Here is a 19,314-nt window from a genome sequence, read left to right as displayed (position 1 = left end):
ACCCAGGCGCCATAGCAACATGGCAGATTGAGACTATAGTAACGTCTTAAAAACCGGGTCAGTGGGTGCCATGTCTACGATCGATCTGTCGTCCTCGCAAAGTCTTCGCAAACGCGTGTTGTTGGCTGGGGCACTGAATATCGGCTCCATCGTGGCTTCCCAGGTCATTCGCCTGGGCGGCAACCTGATCATCACCCGCTTGCTCCTGCCAGAGATGTTCGGCCTCATGGCCATCGCCACCACAGTGTCGGTGCTGCTGCTGCTGCTGTCCGACGTGGGCCTGCGCCAGAACATCATTCAAAGTCCGCGTGGCGACGAGCCGCTGTTCCTCAACACGATCTGGTCGCTGCAGATCATTCGCGGCCTTGGGCTGTTCGTGGTGATGCAGCTGGTGGCGCTGGCCTCCTGGGTGTCCCAGTACTTCGGCATGTGGCCGGCGCATTCCACCTACGCCGCCCCGGAGCTGCCGGCAGTGCTGGCTGTCACCGGCTTCTTTGCGATCATCTTCGCTTTCCAGTCGACCAAGATCGACGTAGCCATCCGTACTTTCCAGCAGAAGAAAGTCGTGCTGATCGAGCTCATTTCGCAAATTGCCGGCCTGGTGGTGATGCTGGTGATCGGTTATCTCACCCGTTCCATCTGGGCGCTGGTGGCGGCAGGCCTGGTCAGCACCCTGGTCACCACAGTCCTCAGCCATGTGATGTTCCCGGGACACCGGGACCGCCCGCAATGGGACCCCGCAGCGCTGCGCGAGATCGTCAATTACGGCCGTTGGGTGTTCCTGTCTTCAGCGGTTGGCGTGCTGGCCATGCAGGGCGACCGCATCTGGTTCGGCGGCAGCATGACGGTGGCGCAGCTGGGGGTGTATTCGATTGCCGTGGGCATTCTGGCCGCTTTCCAGCTCAGCCTGCAGCGGCTGGCCGGGGCAGTGGCCTTGCCGGCCTTCAGCGAGGCGGCCAGGACGGGTGACATGGATCGCCTGCGCCATCTGTATTTCCGCTTCAGGCTGATCTTCGATGTGCTGACCCTGTTCACCTGCGGCTTCCTGTTCACCGCCAGCCCGCTGATCATTCATTGGCTGTATGACGCTCGCTATCAGGACGCCGGGCAGATGATGGCGATCCTGTCGCTGTCGCTGTTCACCTTGCGCTATGGCCTGACGCAACAGATATGGATGGCCCTGGGGCTGACCAAGTACATGGCCATGGACAACATCATCCGGGTGGTTGCGTTGTTCACCCTGATGCCGTTGCTGCTGGCCATCGGCGGGGTGACCTACGCGCTGTGGGGAGTGGCCCTGCATACGTTCTTCACGCTGTTTCTGGTCTTCAAGGTCAGCCACCAGCTGGGCATGCTGAGCATAAAGCGTGAACTGCTGGTGCTGCCAGTCATGTTGTTTGGCGCCCTGTGTGGCCAGTTCATCAGCCATCTGTTCGCCTTCTGACCGGCTGTTCCAAGGACCTGAACGATGAATGTGATCGACTATTTTGATCGGACTCGAATCATCAATATCCCGTCCAGAACGGACCGCCGCCTAGAAACCGAAGCCGAATTCGCACGTAACGGCTTTCAGATCGATGAGCAAAAAATCGGCTTTTTCCCGGCTGTGACGCCCGCCGCGCAGGAGGGTTTCCCCAGTGCTGGCGTGCGCGGCTGCTTCATGAGCCACATGCAGATACTGGAAGAAGCCATGCACCTGAATGTGAAAAACATTCTGATCATGGAAGACGACATCCAGTTTTCCAGGCGCATTGGCCCATTCGGCAAAAAAGCTATTGAAGCCCTGCAAGGCTTGGACTGGGACATTGCCTACCTGGGGCATTCATGCGAAGGCGACTCGGGCACACCCCGTTGGGCGCTGGTTGACCGGCCCATTCACCTGGCGCATTTCTACGCGGTGAACGGCAAGAGCGTGGGCAAGCTGCGGGACTTTCTTGCGCAAATCCTGCAGCGCCCGCCCGGGCACCCGGACGGCGGGCCGATGCACTACGACGCGGCCCTCAACACGCTGATCCACACCGACAAGAACATCCAGGCCTACTACTTCACCTGGAACCTGGGTTACCAGCGGCCTTCGCGCACCGACCTGCATGCCCTGTCGATCTTTGACCGGGTGGCCATGCTGCGGCCGGTGATGGCTTTGTATCGGCGCTTGAAGGCAGAAAAACTCAGGAGAACCCGATAGCGCTGGTACTGCGCGACCCTGCTAGCGCGTAGGGAAGTGCGCGCGCAATTGAAGTCGGTAGGGTGACTGGACACAAAACTGTCATGACCCACCGCTAGCCTGCCTCGACACAAATTTCCAAGCGTTACGGAGCAGGCGATGCACGAAGCACCCGGTCAAGACATCGAAGCTGAGCATGACGAAGAACCCACCCGCGGCCCCACACGGCGTGGGTTCCTGGGTGGCCTGGCGCTGTTGGGCGCGGGTGCCAGCCTGGCCGGCTGCAGCCCTGCCAACAGCAGTCCGGCCAACCCTGTCCGCCAGCAGCCCACTGGCGCCGCGCTGGACCGGGCGCTGCGCGAGAAGGTCAAGACCGTGGTGGTGATCTACGCCGAGAACCGCAGCTTCAACAACTTGTTCGCCGATTTCCCCGGGCTGCAGAGCCCGCTCGCCCAGCTGAGCAAAGACGCCTACGCCCAGCGCGACCGTGACGGTGTGCTGTTCGACACGCTGCCACCGATTTTCGGTGGCACCTTGCAGGTCGGCCCCCAGACTGTCGACGGCACGACCTACGAAAAGGACGTCGCATTCCAGACCGGGCTACCCAACGCACCGTTTCCCCTCAAAGGCCCCAAAGGAGAAGACCTGCCGCTGGGCCTGGTGACCCGCGACCTGTGGCATGTGTTCTACCAGAACCAGCTGCAGATCAACGGCGGCAAGAATGACGGCTTTGCCGCCTGGTCCGATGCCGGTGGGCTGACCATGGGCTACTACCCGCAAACCCGTTACAACCTGCGCTTATGGGACCTGGCCCGGCAGTTCGTGCTGTGCGACAACTTCTTCCAGGCGGCCTTTGGTGGCTCGTTCCTCAACCACCAGTACCTGATCGCCGGGCGTGCGCCGTTCTATCCGGATGCAGGCAGTTCGCCTGCGCGCAGTCAGATTGCCCAGCTCCAGAGCGACGACCCGCTGGACATCCGCCTCAAGCCCCTGGCCGGCTCGCCGAACAAGGCCCACGACGGTCCGCCGCAGTTCGGCCCCAGCGCCATCACCCCGGATGGCTACACGGTCAACACGCTGGCCCCACCGTACTGGCCGACCTGGCTGCGTGACCCGGCCCGCCCGGACTATTCCAAACCCGATCTGCCCAACGTGCTGGTGCCGCAGACCCACGAGCATATCGGCGACAAGTTGGCCAAGCGTAATGTCGACTGGGCCTGGTACGCCGGTGCCTGGCAGGCCACGCTGGATGCGTTCAAGGACGCTGGCAGCATCCCCAAGATCCCCAACTTCCAGTACCACCATCAGCCGTTCAACTACTTTGCACAGCAGGGGCCGGAACACCCCGAGGAGCGCCGCAAGCGCCTGCGCGACGGCGGGCTTGGCGAGGACCCGAGTACCAACCGCTTCCTCGCCGACGCGGCTGCCGGGCGCTTGCCGGCGGTGACATTCTACAAGCCCCAGGGCAACCTCAACCTGCATGCCGGCTACGCCGATGTGGCCTCGGGTGACCGGCACATCGAGCGCATCGTCAAGACCCTGATGGAAAGCCCGCAGTGGTCGAACATGGTGGTGGTGATCACCGTCGACGAGAACGGCGGTTGGTGGGACCACGTTGCGCCGCCCCAAGGTGACCGCTTCGGCCCAGGTTCACGGATCCCAGCATTGGTGGTTTCGCCGTTTGCCCGCAAGGGCACGGTTGATCACACGGTTTATGACACCACCTCGATCCTGCGCCTGATCACCCGGGTGTTCGACCTGGAGGCGCTGGAGGGGCTGCAGGCGCGGGACCAGGCAATGGCCGCTCGTGGGCAGGCGTTGCTGGGTGACCTGACCAACGCGCTGGACCTCGGCTAGCGAGAGGCCATCGGCATGGGGGCTTTGCTGGCGGGGTTGAGCGCGGGCGTCACGCGGCTGTAATGAGCGGCTGATAAAGTGCCGTTCCCCTTTCGTGGCACAAGGTGTGCAACACGGTGTATCCCGGCACGACCCGCAAGCAGTTCATGCTGCGCTCCAGCGACATGCGCAGCGATGAGTTCGCCGCCTTGTTCACGCAACTGTACGGCAACCTGTATGCCGACATGCCGCCGCTGGGCGAGGGCGTCGCCATTGGTGGCGTCTACGGCCGCTTCGACGGCATGAGCGTACGGCGCATGCAGTATCAGGGTGACTTCACCATCGTCCTGCCGGCGCCGCAGGACGAAATCACCTTCGTGCTGCCCACTGCGGGCAAGATCATCTTCGACCACCGTGGCGAGTCGATCGGCGGTGCCCAGGTCGGCCTGGCAGTGGACAAGCTCGACATCCGTTCGGTGCGCATCTCAGAGGGCCACGCCCAGTGCGGCATGTCGATCCGCCGAGGGGCGTTTGCCGAGCGGCTTTCGTCCCTCCTCGAACAACCATTGCCTGCGCCGATTCGCTTTGCGCCGCAGGTCGACCTGAACAACTGCGCATTCCAGGGCATTCGGGCCTTGCTCGAACTGGCAACCGGGACCGAGTTCGACCCGCTGATCAACGCCGGCCTGCTACTGCCAGTGCGTTTGCAGGAGATGCTGGTCGACGCGCTGCTCGAAACCTGGCCGCACAACTACAGCGAGGCGTTGCGCCGCCCGGCGCCGGCGATTGCGCCGCGTCATGTGAAACTGGCCATGGCCTACCTGCGCGAGTATCCGGCCAGGCCGGTCAGTGGCAGCGAGCTGGCGGGGTTGGTCAATGTCAGCCTGCGGGCGTTGCAGGATGGCTTTCGGCGCTTTGCCGGGACGTCGATCGTCGGCTATCAGCGGCAGGTGCGGCTGGAGCAGGCGCGTGAGGTGCTGGCGCGCGGGGAGGGCGGGTCGGTGGCGGAAGTTGCCTTGCGCCATGGCTTCAGCAATGCCGGGCGGTTTGCCCAGTACTTCAAGCTCGCATTCGGGGTCAATCCTGCAGATATCCGGCGCGATCACCGACAGTTGGGGCCGCTCTGCGGCCCTTCGCGGGCATGCCCGCTCCCACAGGGATAGCGTCAAGCTTGAGGGGCGCATATACCTGTGGGAGCGGGCGAGCCCGCGAAGGGCCACATAGTGGCCCCATTCAGGCATCAGAAGGCATAGCTGGCCTTGAGGCTGCCACTCACACCATGGCTGTCCCCACCACCCATGGCTGCCACATCGGCCCCTACACTCAGCGCCCCGAGGTTGGCCATCAGGTTCACACCGCCAATGAACTGGTCGCGGTTGTCGAACGCCGCGCGCTGTTCGACATCCAGGCCCAGCAAGTGGCCTTCGCTATCGACCTGATGATCGCCCAGCGCATGCTCGTAACCCACCTCGACCCCAGGCACCAGCTGCCAGCTGCCCATGGCGACCGGCGCGAAGGAGGCCTTGAGGTTGGCCACGGCTGCGCGTCGGGTTTGTTTCAGGTCATCCACCTGCAAGGCCAGTTCGCTGCCTTTTTCGGTGAAGCCGTTCAGGTCCACACGGCTGACCCGCAGCCCCAGGCTCGGCTCCAGCACCATGCTGCCGGTGGGCAGGCGATAACCCAGTGCCAGGCTGCCGCCGGCCAGGGTGCCGTGGCTGTCGCCCTTGGCCGTGCCCAGGCCACCACCCAGTTCGCGCTTGCTTGAGTAGTCGAGCCAGCCGGCGCTGGCATCGGCGTCGATGAACAGGCCTTGCTCCAGACCCTTCGGCGCGAAGCGCGCACCCAGGCTGAGGAAGGTCAGGTCGGTGTCCGCTTCGCCACCGGCCCCGCCGACATTGCCGTTGCTGTAGCCGAAACCGGCATGGGCGCTGAGCTGCTCGGAGAAGCGCTGGGTCATGCCGACCATCAGGCCCTGGCTGTGCTCGTTGCTGCTGGCGGCGTGGGACGAACCATCGGTGCCCAGGTAGCCGGCCAGCGCGGTGCTCCACAGGCGCGACTGGCCGACCTTGAGATCGCTGCCAGCGGCAAAGGGCGCGGCGGCACGGTCGATCATCGCACCCTGGCGCAGCAGGTAGCTGGCTGCGTCGGCATGCACCTGGCCACCCACGGTCGACTCGACCCCACCCAGCGTCCCGGCGTCGATGGCCGACTGCAGGTAGTAGTTGTAGGCGGTGTAGCTACCCGACAACGAGGTGTCCTGCAATTGCCGCAGCAACTGGGCGCCAGCAGCGGCGTTGCCCAGCAGGCCGGCTTCGCCTGGCAGTGTGCCGTAGCGCACCATCTTGCCGCGCAGCACATACAGGGTTTCTTGGGATAGACCAAGGCCTGTTTTCAGGTAATTGTCCATGGTCCCGTACTTTGCGGTGACTTCATCCAGGCCCGCCTGCAGGTAGCTGGCTTCGACCCCGAGCAGCGGCGCATAGATCGCGGCCATGCTCGTTGGCATGGCCGCCAGCGTCGCTGCCACGCGGGCGGCGGTGTAGTCATTGGTGGCCAGGTAGTTGTTCATGATGGTCGCATCGTCGACCCCGGCGATGCTCAGCAGCACGGCCGCAGTCCAGCCTGTGCGGTCCTTGCCGGCGGTGCAGTGGAACAGCGCGGCACCGTCGGCGTTGGCCAGTTCGTTAAACAGCACGCTGAACTGCCCTCGCATGCCGGCATCGCTGACGAAGGCGCGGTTGGTTTCCTGCATCATCGCCCGCGCCTGGGCAGCGCTGGTGAACGAAATGTTGGTGACATTCGAGCCCGAGGTAGTGCTGCCGATGATGTCGATGTTGGAGTAGCTGGCGCCGGCCGGCAGGGTGTCGGGCGTGCTGGCGATTTCGCTGGGAGTGCGCAGGTCGTAGACATCGCTGATTCCCAAGCCGTTGAGGATGGCGAGGTCGGCCGTCGTCGGGGTCAGGGCGTTGGAACGGTAAAACACCCCCGCACGCATCTCGCCATCATGTGCGGTGGTGTAGGCGCTGGTGGTGCCGGCGATATCACGGAAATTGTCTATGCCGGCCAGGCGCGGCGTGTCGAGCGCGTCGGCGGCATGGGCAGCAGAAATGGCCAGGGTAAGCAGGGATACGGAGCAGAACAGACGTTGCAACACGGAAGTAGCCTCGATCGGATGCGTTGGGCTGGCTACTGTCGGTGGGTAAGATGAAACTCAATGTTACAACTTGCAGCGCGGCACAAATGGCTGCGCGTTCTGTCTGCTGAGTGCGCTTTCTGTCTCGACCGTCTTGGTGACAGCGGCTCAGCTTCATCTGATCCGCTTTTTTTCCTCGAACCTGAATCTGTAACCGTATCAGCCTGAAGCCGACAATGCTCTTCATCCCGCTATCACACTGAAGAGGTTCCGATGGGCAAGCTCGCGCTGTTTCTGGGTGGCTTTTTGCTGTTGACGATTCTGATCGGTCTGCTCGGCACCATTCCGCCAAGCTGATTCATTTCCCCGCACCCTCCGGCCCGTCTATCCCGCTAGATGGGCCAGATTGCTGCCTGATTCTGGCAGATCCCCCCGGCTGTACCGCTGGACGAGTAATCGGTGCAAGTCGTTCTCAAGTGTAGCGTCCTCATGTAGTCTCCCGGTGCGTCATAATGGGTCGTATCCAACGGACCCGTTTTTTTTGCTTTTGGGGAGTCAGTACATAGATGGAATGCAAGAAGGGCACTTCAGCCATGCTGGAGTGGCGTAGCCGTTATCTCAGCGAAGGCATACTTGAAGAGGAGCAATACGATCAGGCGCTGCGTTGTGCCGAGTCTTTGGAACAGTCCGGGGTGATCAGCGCGCAGGAATGGATCGAGCTGATCAAGGCGGCGAATGCCGCGCTGCTGAGTGTGCGATAAGTCCTTCATTGCTTGGGGAAATCTGTCCACAAAAAACGTGGGTAGGTCTGTGGATAAAGTGCTGTAAGCCAGGATTTTTGCGGGCTCTGTTAAATTGAGCAGAATTTGAACAGCGCTCAACCTGCTCATTCAGCGGCGGCTTCGCCAGCTTGGCGCAATGCCAGCAGCAACTCACGCACCCGGGCGGGCAGCTCGCCGGAGGGGTACACCGCATGCATTTGCGGGTCCTGGCCGGTGCTTGAGGTCAGCCGGTAATCCGCGCACACCCGTACTAGGCGTCCAGCCTTCACCTGAGCTTCTGCCACCCAGTCGGCAAGCCGCGCGATACCGGCACCGGCCAGGGTGCTGTGGTAAATCGCGTCGCCAGAGCCCAGGCGCAATCGTGGGTGCGGTCGCAGGCTGGCGATCTGGCCGTCGCGGCTGAAGTGCCAGGCTTTGAGAATGCGCGGGGCGGTATGCAGGATCAGCGCGTGCCGGTCCAGTTGCTCGGGCCGCTCGGGCATGCCGAAGCGAGCGACATAAGCCGGGCTGGCATACAGATGGCGCTGGTAGCGCCACAGTGGATAACCAATCAGTTCGCTGGATTGGGGAAAGGCACCGCGTATCACGAAATCGAACTTGCCCTGCAACGGGTCGAGGGCCGCGTCGCTGTACTGCACATCGAGGGTCACTTGCGGGTGGCGCTGGCTGAAGCTGGCCAGCACGCCGGGCAAAACGTGTTCGCCGAGCAGTTGCGGCGCGGCAAAGCGCACCCAGCCTTGCGCGCTGCCGGTGAGCGCGGCCAGTTCGTCGGTGGCGTCCCGTTGCACATCCAGCAAGCGCTCTGCGTGTGGCAACAGGCGCTCACCGGCTTCGGTGAGGGTCACGGCGTTGGCGTTGCGGTTGAGCAGCTTGCACCCGCAGTTGTCTTCCAGGGTTTGCACCGCGCGCGTTACTGCGCTGGGTGAGCGGCCCAGAGCGCGTGCGGCGGCGACAAAGCTGCGCTTGTGCGCAACACTGACGAAGGCCTGGATTTCGCGCAGCATGTTCAACGCCATGGCAGGTTCCTGATTGCAGTTTTCGCAATATGGCATTTCAACACAAGTGGGCTGCTTTGATTAGCCTTGCAGTTTGTCTCCACTGCCTGGAACCGCGCCATGATGGATATCGCCGTACTTTCCCTGTTCGCTTTCGCTGCCGGCTTGATCGATGCCGCCGTCGGCGGCGGCGGGTTGATTCAGATCCCGGCGCTGTTCAACGTGCTGCCCACTGCGCAACCGGCAGCGCTGCTGGGCAGCAACAAGCTGGCTTCAGTGTGCGGCACGGCCTTTGCCGCACGCTCGTTCATTCGCAAGGTGACCCTGGACTGGGGGCTGATCGTACCGGCGGCGGTCAGCGCCTTCGTCATGTCGTTCGCGGGGGCGGCCACGGTTTCGCTGGTGCCACCCAGCGTGATGCGCCCGGCGGTGCTGGTGCTGATCGTGCTGATGGCGATCTACACGTTCTGCAAGAAAGACTTCGGCACCTTGCACAAGCCGGCCAAGATCGGCCGCCGCGAGCAGTGCCTGGCGGTGCTCATCGGCGGGGCGATCGGCTTCTATGACGGTTTGTTCGGGCCGGGGACCGGCAGCTTCCTGATCTTTCTGTTCATCCGCTTCTTCGCCCTCGACTTCCTGCATGCCTCGGCGTCGGCGAAGGTGGTCAACATCGCCACCAACCTGGCGGCGCTGGTGTTTTTCGTGCCATCGGGCAATGTGCTGTACGCCATCGCCCTGCCAATGGCCGCCTGCAACATCCTCGGTGCCCTGACCGGGACCTGGCTGGCGGTGCGCAAGGGCGCAGGCTTTGTGCGCGGGCTGTTCCTGATCCTGCTGTGCGTACTGATCGCCAAGCTGTCCTGGGACCTGCTGATGGGCTGAGTCAAATCACCTGGCGCTGCGGTTCGGCCTGTTCGACGCGGTTGCGGCCATGGGCCTTGGCCCGGTACAGCGCCTGATCGGCGCGTGCCAGCAGTTCGTCCAGGCTCGGGGCGAATTCGTCCGCAGCGCAGCCGGCCAGGCCAATGCTGACGGTGATCTTCAGGCGCGCATCGCCCTGGGCCGTATGCAGGTCCTGTACCGCGCGGCGCAGGCGTTCGGCCGTGAACTTGGCCTGTTCCGGTGCCTGCCCCGGGAGCACGATCACGAACTCTTCACCCCCCAGGCGCGCCAGCAGTTCTTCGTCGTGCAACTGGTCCTGCAGGGTGCGGGCGAACTGGCGTAAAACCTGGTCGCCCACTGCGTGGCCATGGCGGTCGTTGATCAACTTGAAATGATCGATGTCGAGCATCATCAAGGTCAGCGGCAACGCATGCTGTTGCCGGCTGTCGAGCAGTGCATGGGCGCGGCGCGTGAAGGCGCTGCGGCTTAGCAGGCCGGTGAGGTGGTCGATGGTGGCCTGTCGCGCCAGGCGCGCCAGCAGGCTGCGATTGGCCTGGCTGACGCAGGCCACCACCAAAGGCCCGAGGACGAGCATGGCGATACCCAGGCGTGCCGACATCAGGGTGGTGACCCCGGGTTCGCTCTGCGGCACGCTGAAGTGCATCAGGTTCTGAGCGACCGCCACGATCAGTGTGCTGCCGGCGGTGAGGGTCAGCAACGACACCAGGAACGGCGAGTAGGTCCAGGCACACCACAGTAGCGCGGCAATTGGAAAGGCGATGGCGCCAGGCCCACCGAAAGCGATGCTGAACGCCAGAGATGCCAGCAATACCAGCAAGGGCGCCAGGCGGATGGCCTGCGCGCCGCTGCGTACCAAGGCGCGGGCCGAAGGGGCGGTGAGCAGAATCGGCAGCACCAGCACGCTGGTGGAGAACTGTTCGCTGAACCAGGCCAGCCAGGTGGCCTGTAATGATTTTTCGAACCATGGCGCGGCCATCACACAGGCCATGCTGGCGGCCACCACGGCACCCGCTGCACAGGCGCCGAAGACACTGAGCACGCCATGCGGGGTACGCATGCGCCGGTGCAGGCGGGGCAGGCGCGACAGCAACCACCACACCGTCACCACCACACCAAGGTTGCACAGGTTGAACCACAGGGCAGGTGCCCAGGTACTGCCGCAGGCGAGGTCGGCTGCGACCATCGCCAGCCATACCAGAGCAAGACCGAGGAGGTTGGCCTGCCGTGGATAGCGCAGCAGGGCGCCGGCCAATACCGCGTTGACCGGCCAGAACAGGGAAAGGGATTCGATCGGCCTGGCCAGGATCCCGCCGAGGGTCAGGGCAAAGGTGAGTCCGAACAGGGCGATGTAGGGCAAAAAACGCGATTGTGCTGGAAAAACCATAGGCTCGACCGACAAGCGGAAACGAAATCCAGGACAACGGCAATAAGCACCTGGGGCATTGACGCGTCAGTGTGTTGGCACCGGGTGCTTGATGTCAATCTGCCGTAATCGAGCAAGTTAATGTCAATTAGCTTCTATTCCTTGCCAGATTGCCTAAAGACCGAAGAACCACGGCACCATCAGCACGGTGACCAGCATCACCAGCAAGGTAAAGGGCACGCCGACTTTGACGAAGTCGCCGAAGCGGTACTGGCCTGGCCCGAGCACCAGCGTGTTGACCGGTGACGACACCGGGGTCATGAAGGCCGCCGATGCCGCCAGGGCCACGGTCATGGCGAACGGGTAGGGCGACATGCCCAGTTGCGTTGCCGTGCTGATCGCCACCGGTGCCATCAGCACGGCGGTGGCGGTGTTGGATATGAACAGGCCGATAACTGCTGTCACGATGAACAGGCAGGCCAGCATGGCCAGCGGACCGGCGCCGCCCAGCAGGCTGACCAGCCCGCCCACGGCCAGGTCGATGCCGCCGGTTTTCTGCAGCGCCTGGGCGAACGGCAGCATGCCGACGATCAGTACCAGGCTCTGCCAGTGAATGGCCCGGTAGGCGCTGTTCATGTCGATGCAGCGCCCGGCGCCCATGAGCAGGCAGCCGATCAGTGCGGCGATGACATTGGGCACGGCGCCGCTGACCATCAGCCCGACCATCACCGCCAGGCTGACCAAGGCATGCGGTGCTTTGGCGCGGGCCGGCGCGACCTGATCGATTTCGGCAGGCAGGCTCAAGACCAGGAAGTCCTTTGGCTGGCTTTGCAGCTGGCGCACGGCCTTCCACGGGCCGACCACCAGCAGCGTATCGCCCAGGCGCAGTTTCTCTTCCACCAATTGCTCTTCGATGGCCGCCTGCTCGCGGCGCAGGCCGACCACGTTGAGGTCGTAACGGCTGCGGAAGGCCAGCTCCAGAATGCTCTTGCCGATCAGTTGCGAGCCCGGGGGTAGCGACACCTCCGCCATGCCCAGTTCCTGGGACTGGTCGATGAAATAGGCTGCCTTGAAGTGCAGCGGTTCCAGCTGCATGGTCTGGCACAGGGTGCGCAGGTCGTCGCGGTTGGCGAACAGGTCGAGCAGCAGCACATCGCCCTGGTGCAGCACCGTGTTCGAGTCGGCGGTGATCACCCGGGTGGTGAACTTGTGCTGGCGTTCGATGCCGATCACGTTGGCGCCGTGTTTGGTGCGCAGTTCCAGTTCGCCCAGGGTATGGCCGATCAGCGGCGACTGCGGGCGGATACGCAGGCGCCGTTCACGGCCGTTGAGTTTGTAGTCGAGTACCAGGTCGAGCAGCGTGCGACGGCTTTCCACGCGGCCGTCCTTGCGCACCTCGCCATTGAGCCAGTGGCGGGTCAGCAGCATGTAGCCGATGCCCAGCACCAGCACCACCAGGCCGAACGGGGTGAAGCTGAAGAAGCTGAAGCCGGGCATGCCATGGCGTACCAGTTCGCTGTGCACCACCACGTTGGGAGGCGTGGCCACGAGGCTGAGCATGCCGCTGATCAGGCCGGCGAAGCTCAGCGGCATCATCAGCCGGCTGGGCGGCAGCTTCAAGCGTGCGGCGATGCTCAGCACCACCGGGATGAAGATCGCCACCACGCCGGTCGAGCTCATCACCGAGCCCAGTCCGGCCACAGAAACCATCAGCAAGACCAGCAGGCGAGCCTCGCTGTTACCGGCCCGCTCGCTCATCCATTCACCGATGCGGTAGGCAATGCCGGTGCGCACCAGCCCTTCACCGATCACGAACAAGGCGGCGATCAGCACCACGTTGGGGTCGCTGAAGCCGGCCAGGGCCTGTTCCACGGTGAGGATGCCCGACAGCGGCAGGGCGAGGATTACCAGCAAGGCGACCACGTCCATGCGCGGGCGGTTGATGACGAAGAGGATGACGACGGCAGCCAGCAGGCCGAGGACCCAGAGCAGTTCCTGGTTCATGGTGCGGGGGTGTTCCTTCACTCAAGGGGGCACGAAAGACAGTAGCAGTCAGTGTGGCAGCTTGTGGTGAAGGGGGTGTTGATGTGCTGCAGGGTTTGCACACATGGCGCCAATGAAAAGGGCCGCATCATGCGGCCCTGTTCAGGTTCATCACTCAGTGACGGCGGTGATGGTGGTGCTTCTTGCTGCTACCACCGTTGTCGCCCAGGTGGTTGCCCAGGGCGCCACCGGCCGCGCCGCCCAGGCCGGCACCGACGGTCGAGCCGGTCCTGCCGCCGACCGCGCCGCCCAGCAGCGAGCCGCCGGCCGAGCCCAAGCCACCGCCGATGGCGGCTTCGGTACGGTTGCCTTTCTTCGCCGCTACCGCACTGCCGGCAGCACCGCCGACACCGGCGCCGATGGCTGCGCCGGTACGGCCGCCCATTTGTTGGCCGACAACGTTGCCCAGGACACCACCCAGGCCGCCGCCAATGGCGGCAGTACCGTCACCGGCGAAAGCGCCCTGGCACAGCAGCAGGCCGAGGGCAATGGAAGGCAGAGTCAGACGCATGATATGAACCTCAGAGGAATCATCAAGTTAGGGTGCCGCACGGTGGGGCGGCAGGTCAGGGAAGGGGAGACGCTTCAGCGGTCATAACGGTCACCGCGCCATTGGCGGTCGTCGTCATCGTCGCGATCGTGTCGGTGGTGGTGACGGTGGCCGCGGTCGTCATCGCGCCAGCCGCCGTCATCACGGTAGTGATCGTGATAGCAGCCCGACAACATCAGGAAGGCGGCGATCAGCGAAAAGCATGCAAAGCGGGTCATCACAGTATAGGTCCTTGATCCGCATAGGTTTACGGGACACTTACTGAGACTGGGATCGATCCATTTGGTTTCCTTGACCCGCAAAATTTTGCCGTCCGAGCGATGAGCGGCTCAGGACGCCGGGTGGATGGCCAGCACGACGCCATTGGTGATCTGTATCAGCACATAGTGGTCGCCCATGCGTACCCAATGGCTCTCCTTTTCTGGCGCAGGCAGGCCCTTGGCTTTCCAGTCGCTGACGGTCTCGTCGTCGCGTTTGTACTGGTCAGGGGCCTTGTCTCCGACCTTCAGTTCGCGGTTGTGGGTTTCCGGGGCCTTGATGCTTTCTTCGGCTGACGGGGCGGCCAGCGTCACCATTGGTAGCGCGGCGAAGAGCAATGCAGGGAGCAGGTGCTTGGCTTTCATGTTTGTCTCCTGGGTGGGTGTGTACTAGTTGCGACAGCTACCCGCTTGGGACAATTCATTTGCAGTGCTAGAGTCGCTTTCTTTTTTGCCCCGAGGATGGAACATGCGAGCAATTCTACCGATGGCTGCGGCGCTGGTGTTGGTCGGTTGCGCGAGCGCGACCATGGATGCGGCGCGGGGCGGCAAGCCGACGGCTCAGCTCGATTCGCGCAAGGCGCCGGAGCTGGTAGCCCAGTGCATCCAGTTCAGCTGGCAGAAAGAGGATGTGTTCGGCGACGACGCCAGTGGCTACCTGGAGCCACGCAAGCAGGGCGGGCTGACTGTCTATACCCGCGAGGCGGAGTCGTTCGTCGATGTGTATCCGCAGGCGGGCGGTACGCGGGTGGATTATTACGCGCAGAAGAATGACGGCATGGCCCTGCAGCGCCGGGCGGCGGCGGCCACCTGTTTGTAAAGGGGTTGCAGTTCCGGCCTCTTCGCGGGCAAGCCCGCGAAGAGGCCGGCAAGCCGTCATCAGGACAGGAACCCACCATCCACATTCAATGCGGTACCGGTGGTATAGCTGGAAGCATCGCTGGCCAGGTACAGCACGGCGCCGGCCATTTCCTTGGGGTCGGCCACGCGCTTGAGCGGAATCTGCTGCAGCGCGGCATTGAGGATGGCGTCGTTCTTCACCAGGGCCGAGGCGAACTTTGTGTCAGTCAGGCCCGGCAGCAGGGCGTTGCAGCGAATGCCGAATTGCGCACACTCCTTGGCGAACACCTTGGTCATGTTGATCACCGCCGCTTTGGTCACCGAATAGATGCCCTGGAACAGGCCTGGTGAAACGCCGTTGATCGACGCCACGTTGATGATGCTGCCGCCACCGTTTTCGCGCATCAGCTTGCCGGCTTCCACCGACATGAAGAAGTAGCCACGGATGTTCACGTCGACCGTCTTCTGGAAGGCGCTTGGGTCGGTGTCCAGCACGTTGCAGAACTGCGGGTTGGTGGCCGCGTTGTTGACCAGAATATCCAGGCGCCCGAACTGTTCACGGATACTGGCGAACACCTGCTGGATCTGCTCCAGTTCGCCGATATGGCAGGCGACCGGCGTGGCCTTGCCGCCTGCCGCGACGATGGCGTCGGCCACCTGCTGGCAGCCTTCCAGCTTGCGGCTGGAGACGATCACGTGGGCACCCTGCTGGGCCAGCAGATGGGCAATGGCTTCGCCGATGCCGCGGCTGGCGCCAGAGACGAAAGCGATCTTGCCGTCGAGGTCGAACAGTTGGGTCTTGGACATGCTGTTTTCCTTGTTGTCTGGCGTCAGAGCGTGGACTGGCCGATGACCTGCAGGCTCATCTGCTCCAGCAGCCGGTTCATGTGAATGAACTGGGCGAAGCGTTTGTCCTGGGTCTGGCCGTGGTAGTAGCGGTAGTAGATCTGCTGGACGATGCCGGCCAGGCGGAACAGGCCATAGCAATAGTAGTAATCGAAGTTGTCCAGGCGAATGCCGGCGCGCTCGGCGTAGTAGTCGACGAACTGGCGACGGCTGAGCATACCCGGGGCATTGCTCGGCTGGCGGCGCATCAGCTGCACTGGCGCCGGGTCGCTGGCTTCGATCCAGTACGCGAGGCTGTTGCCCAAGTCCATCAGCGGGTCGCCGAGGGTGGCCATCTCCCAGTCCAGCACACCGATGATGCGCATGGGGTTGTCGGCGTCGAGGATCACGTTGTCGAAGCGGTAGTCGTTGTGCACGATACCTGGGCGCGGGTGGTCGGCGGGCATCTTCTCGTGCAGCCAGGCGATCACTTTTTCCCAGCGTGGCGCATCCGGGGTCAGGGCTTTTGCGTAGCGGCTGGTCCAACCTTCGATCTGACGCTGCACATAGCCTTCCGGCTTGCCCAGGTCAGCCAGGCCACAGGCGCGGTAGTCCACTTGATGCAGCTCGACCAGGCGGTCGATAAAGCTTTTGCACAGGGCTTCGGTGCGGCTGGCATCCAGCCCCAGTTCGGCCGGGATGTCCGACCGCAAAATCACCCCCTTGACCCTTTCCATCACGTAGAACTCACCACCGATCAGCGACGCGTCGGTGCAGTGGGCGTAGGCTTTGGGGCAGTACGGGAAACCGCTGTTGAGCTGGTTGAGAATGCGGAACTCGCGGCCCATGTCATGGGCCGATTTGGCCTTCTGGCCGAACGGTGGGCGGCGCAGTACGAATTCCTTGCCCGGGTAGCTGACCAGGTAGGTGAGGTTGGACGCGCCGCCAGGGAACTGGCTGATGCTGGGAGTGCCCTCGAGGCCGGCAATGTGGCTCTTGAGATAAGGATCGATGACGGCCGCATCGAGTTCTTCGCCGGGGCGTACCTGGGTGGACTGGTCGGTGAGCGTCATGCGTTTTCCTTATTATCTGGCGCAAGGACTATTGGCTAATCTAATGGCCTGGCGACGGTGGAACAAGCGTGCCAGGAGCCATATAGGCGAGGGTGTTGCTGGTCGATCACTGCACCGAATGCCGGGCAAAAAAAAACCGAAGCCGGTCAGGCTTCGGTTTTCTCATCGTGCGTTGTGCCCATCACTTAGGAAGGGAACAGCTCGCTGAGCTTCATCGACAGCATCATGTCGCCTTCGACGCGCAGCTTGCCGCCCATGAAAGCCTGCATGCCGTCGGTTTCACCGCTGACGATGCCCTTAAGGGTTTCGCTGTCCAGTACCAGAGTGCAGTTGGCATCCGGGTTTTCACCTTCCTGGATGTCGCAGGTGCCATCTTTGACGATCAGCGCGTATTGCTTGTTTTCGTCGGTGATGTTGAAGCCGAACACCAGGTCCAGGCCTTCAGCAGCCGCTGGGTTGAATTTTGCCTTCATCGCCTCGACGGCTTTAGCTACATCGCTCATGGTGTTTTCCTTGTTAAGTGATATTCGCGTCCGCAAGGACACAACGGGCCGGGCTCAACGGTAGGTGATGAGCTCCGGCGCCCTCAACAGCTGTACATGTGCTTGGCTGTTGAAGGAAGCCAGTGCCACGTCGCGGCCGCGAAACTTCAGCTGGCTGAGCGACGTGTTGATGATCTGCCAGTTCAGCGCAAAGGCCTGGCTGGGGGTGATTCGGGTAACCAGGTGGAGCAGGGCGGCGATGGTGCCACCGGAGGTGAACACGGCGATGTTGTCACCACTGTTGGCGCTGTCGAGCAACCGCTGCAGGCCGGCGTCGACCCGCGCGGTGAACGCCTGCCAGCTCTCCAGGCCGTCATCGGCATGTTCACCTGCGTGCCAGCGCTGCACCATCAGGGCGAACAGGCGCTGAAACTCGCTGCGGTTCTGTGCACCATTGCGCAGGACGTCCCGGGCGTGCGGCTCATCGGCCAGCAGGCGGGGCAGCAGGGCGCGAATCACACCGTCGGCATCGAACTCATTGAAGGCCGGGTCTGTCTCAATGGCCGGTACCGCACCACCGTCAGCGTTCAATGCGTGCAGCGTGTGCCGGGCAGTATCCTGCTGACGCCGCAGATTGCCGGCCACGCAGCGGTCCAGGCGCAGGCCGAGCTGGGCAAGGTGTTCGCCCAGGGCCTGGCTCTGGCGCACCCCGACGGGCGAGAGGACGTCGTAGTCATCGGCACCGAAGGAAGCTTGGCCATGTCGGATCAGGTAGAGATTGCCCACTGGGGTATCCGGCGTTGAAGGTTGCTGCGAGGTTAGGATGCGCCACACAGGCTGTCAACGAAAAAACATACAAGCGTTTGAAAAGGTTGTTTGAACTGTGTTGCCAGCGTTTACCTCGGCTGGCGAGGGCACGATCGCAACGGTATGCTTGCATCAGTTTCGCGCCGATCTGGCGCAGGTTCATAAGGAGTCAACGTGGAGTTTCTTGCCGAATACGCAAGCTTTCTCGCCAAAACCGCCACCCTGGTGATTGCCATTCTGGTGGTGTTGTCCGCCATCGCCGGTTTGCGCGGCAAGGGGCGGCGCAAGGCCGGTGGGCAGTTACAGGTCACCCGCCTCAACGAATTCTATAAAGAGCTGCGCGAGCGCCTGGAAAGCGGCCTGCTCGACAAAGCGCAGCTCAAGGCCCTGCGCAAGCAGCAAGCAAAAGCGGACAAAAAGCAGAAGAAGGGCAAGGCCGAAGAGAAGGGCCGGGTGTTCGTGCTCGACTTCGATGGCGACATCAAGGCCTCTGCCACCGAAAGCCTGCGTAACGAGATCACCGCACTGCTGACCCTCGCCACCCCACGCGATGAAGTGGTGCTGCGCCTGGAAAGCGGCGGTGGCCTGGTGCACAGTTATGGCCTGGCGGCCTCGCAACTGGCACGCATTCGCCAGGCCGGCATCCCGCTCACCGTGTGCATTGACAAGGTCGCGGCGAGCGGCGGCTACATGATGGCCTGCATTGGCGAGAAAATTGTCAGTGCACCGTTCGCCGTGCTGGGCTCGATCGGTGTGGTGGCGCAGTTGCCCAACGTCAACCGCCTGCTGAAAAAGCACGACATCGATTTCGAAGTACTCACCGCTGGCGAGTACAAGCGTACGTTGACCGTGTTTGGCGAAAACACCGAGAAGGGCCGCGAGAAGTTCCAGGAAGACCTGGACATCACCCACCAGCTGTTCAAGGACTTCGTCGCCCGTTACCGGCCGCAGCTGCACATCGACGAGGTCGCCACCGGCGAAGTCTGGCTCGGTGTTGCTGCACTGAACCGCAAGCTGGTCGATGAATTACAGACCAGCGACGAATACCTCAGTGACCGCGCCCGCACGGCCAACCTGTTCCACCTGCACTATGCCGAGCGCAAGAGCTTGCAGGAGCGTATCGGCATGGCGGCCAGCGGTAGCGTGGAGAACGCAGTGGTGGGGTTGTGGAGCAAACTCGGCCGCTTGCGCTAACACCTTGAACCCACTGAAATTTTTTTCTGTTCAGGGGGTTGCAAGGTTGAAGGAATGCAGACATAAT

At 62.9% G+C, this 19,314-nt stretch carries 19 protein-coding genes; 8 read left to right on the top strand and 11 right to left on the bottom strand.

The genetic code is table 11. The features are described from left to right. Positions 1–70: 70 nt before the first annotated feature. From APH28_RS27180 to APH28_RS27165, 4 genes are all read left to right on the top strand, one after another. Positions 71–1,444, top strand: coding sequence for an oligosaccharide flippase family protein (locus tag APH28_RS27180; protein ID WP_060513549.1), 1,374 nt, complete (start codon positions 71–73; stop codon positions 1,442–1,444). Positions 1,445–1,468: 24 nt separating this feature from the next. Further along, positions 1,469–2,185: a glycosyltransferase family 25 protein gene (locus APH28_RS27175; protein ID WP_060513497.1), complete on the top strand. Its 717-nt coding sequence runs from the start codon at positions 1,469–1,471 to the stop codon at positions 2,183–2,185. Positions 2,186–2,323: 138 nt separating this feature from the next. Further along, the gene (gene acpA / locus APH28_RS27170) at positions 2,324–4,021 is read left to right on the top strand and encodes an acid phosphatase (protein ID WP_060513496.1); all 1,698 of its coding nucleotides are present in this window, start codon (positions 2,324–2,326) and stop codon (positions 4,019–4,021) included. A 116-nt stretch (positions 4,022–4,137) separates the two neighbouring features. Further along, the gene (locus APH28_RS27165) at positions 4,138–5,163 is read left to right on the top strand and encodes an AraC family transcriptional regulator (RefSeq protein ID WP_060513495.1); all 1,026 of its coding nucleotides are present in this window, start codon (positions 4,138–4,140) and stop codon (positions 5,161–5,163) included. Positions 5,164–5,240: 77 nt separating this feature from the next. On the opposite strand, the gene APH28_RS27160 is transcribed toward APH28_RS27165, so the two are convergent. Continuing rightward, positions 5,241–7,154, bottom strand: a complete 1,914-nt coding sequence (locus tag APH28_RS27160; protein ID WP_060513494.1) for a tyrosine-protein phosphatase — start codon at positions 7,152–7,154, stop codon at positions 5,241–5,243. A gap of 545 nt (positions 7,155–7,699) precedes the next feature. Here APH28_RS27160 and APH28_RS27155 point away from each other — a divergent pair. After that, on the top strand, positions 7,700–7,894 hold the full coding sequence (locus APH28_RS27155) for a hypothetical protein (protein ID WP_060513493.1): 195 nt from the start codon (positions 7,700–7,702) through the stop codon (positions 7,892–7,894). A gap of 125 nt (positions 7,895–8,019) precedes the next feature. On the opposite strand, the gene APH28_RS27150 is transcribed toward APH28_RS27155, so the two are convergent. Beyond that, complete coding sequence (locus APH28_RS27150) at positions 8,020–8,931, bottom strand: LysR family transcriptional regulator (RefSeq protein WP_060513492.1); 912 nt, start codon at positions 8,929–8,931, stop codon at positions 8,020–8,022. A gap of 99 nt (positions 8,932–9,030) precedes the next feature. Here APH28_RS27150 and APH28_RS27145 point away from each other — a divergent pair, with 99 nt between their 5' ends. Beyond that, the gene (locus APH28_RS27145; RefSeq protein WP_060513491.1) at positions 9,031–9,792 is read left to right on the top strand and encodes a TSUP family transporter; all 762 of its coding nucleotides are present in this window, start codon (positions 9,031–9,033) and stop codon (positions 9,790–9,792) included. 1 nt (position 9,793) lies between these two features. Here APH28_RS27145 and APH28_RS27140 read toward each other — a convergent pair whose 3' ends face one another. The 5 genes from APH28_RS27140 to APH28_RS27120 form a co-directional block, all read right to left on the bottom strand. Next, positions 9,794–11,212: a GGDEF domain-containing protein gene (locus APH28_RS27140; RefSeq protein ID WP_060513490.1), complete on the bottom strand. Its 1,419-nt coding sequence runs from the start codon at positions 11,210–11,212 to the stop codon at positions 9,794–9,796. A gap of 138 nt (positions 11,213–11,350) precedes the next feature. Further along, positions 11,351–13,180 (bottom strand): SLC13 family permease, encoded by a 1,830-nt coding sequence (locus tag APH28_RS27135; RefSeq protein WP_060513489.1) that lies wholly within the window; start codon positions 13,178–13,180, stop codon positions 11,351–11,353. A gap of 154 nt (positions 13,181–13,334) precedes the next feature. Then, positions 13,335–13,730 carry a glycine zipper domain-containing protein gene (locus APH28_RS27130; RefSeq protein WP_060513488.1) on the bottom strand — a complete coding sequence of 132 codons (396 nt, stop codon included), beginning with the start codon at positions 13,728–13,730 and terminating at the stop codon, positions 13,335–13,337. Positions 13,731–13,804: 74 nt separating this feature from the next. Beyond that, positions 13,805–13,987 carry a hypothetical protein gene (locus APH28_RS27125; RefSeq protein WP_060513487.1) on the bottom strand — a complete coding sequence of 61 codons (183 nt, stop codon included), beginning with the start codon at positions 13,985–13,987 and terminating at the stop codon, positions 13,805–13,807. A 111-nt stretch (positions 13,988–14,098) separates the two neighbouring features. After that, positions 14,099–14,392, bottom strand: coding sequence for an RcnB family protein (locus APH28_RS27120; protein ID WP_060513486.1), 294 nt, complete (start codon positions 14,390–14,392; stop codon positions 14,099–14,101). A 103-nt stretch (positions 14,393–14,495) separates the two neighbouring features. Here APH28_RS27120 and APH28_RS27115 point away from each other — a divergent pair, with 103 nt between their 5' ends. Then, positions 14,496–14,846, top strand: coding sequence for a hypothetical protein (locus APH28_RS27115; RefSeq protein ID WP_060513485.1), 351 nt, complete (start codon positions 14,496–14,498; stop codon positions 14,844–14,846). Between the two features lie 59 nt (positions 14,847–14,905). On the opposite strand, the gene APH28_RS27110 is transcribed toward APH28_RS27115, so the two are convergent. The 4 genes from APH28_RS27110 to APH28_RS27095 form a co-directional block, all read right to left on the bottom strand. After that, complete coding sequence (locus APH28_RS27110; RefSeq protein ID WP_060513484.1) at positions 14,906–15,673, bottom strand: SDR family oxidoreductase; 768 nt, start codon at positions 15,671–15,673, stop codon at positions 14,906–14,908. Between the two features lie 23 nt (positions 15,674–15,696). After that, positions 15,697–16,764 carry a phosphotransferase family protein gene (locus tag APH28_RS27105; RefSeq protein WP_060513483.1) on the bottom strand — a complete coding sequence of 356 codons (1,068 nt, stop codon included), beginning with the start codon at positions 16,762–16,764 and terminating at the stop codon, positions 15,697–15,699. A 185-nt stretch (positions 16,765–16,949) separates the two neighbouring features. Further along, a complete protein-coding gene (locus tag APH28_RS27100; protein ID WP_054884931.1) occupies positions 16,950–17,267 on the bottom strand; it encodes an SCP2 sterol-binding domain-containing protein in 318 nt (105 codons plus the stop codon). A gap of 54 nt (positions 17,268–17,321) precedes the next feature. Beyond that, a complete protein-coding gene (locus APH28_RS27095; protein ID WP_060513482.1) occupies positions 17,322–18,032 on the bottom strand; it encodes a histidine phosphatase family protein in 711 nt (236 codons plus the stop codon). 195 nt (positions 18,033–18,227) lie between these two features. Here APH28_RS27095 and sohB point away from each other — a divergent pair, with 195 nt between their 5' ends. Beyond that, positions 18,228–19,247, top strand: a complete 1,020-nt coding sequence (gene sohB, locus APH28_RS27090; protein WP_060513481.1) for a protease SohB — start codon at positions 18,228–18,230, stop codon at positions 19,245–19,247. Positions 19,248–19,314 lie beyond the last annotated feature (67 nt).

It is taken from the genome of Pseudomonas sp. NBRC 111124 (genome assembly GCF_001320245.1).
Taxonomy (GTDB): Bacteria; Pseudomonadota; Gammaproteobacteria; order Pseudomonadales; family Pseudomonadaceae; genus Aquipseudomonas.
The sequence above is the reverse complement of the archived record's forward strand: the minus strand, read 5'-3'. Positions and strand labels throughout refer to the sequence as shown.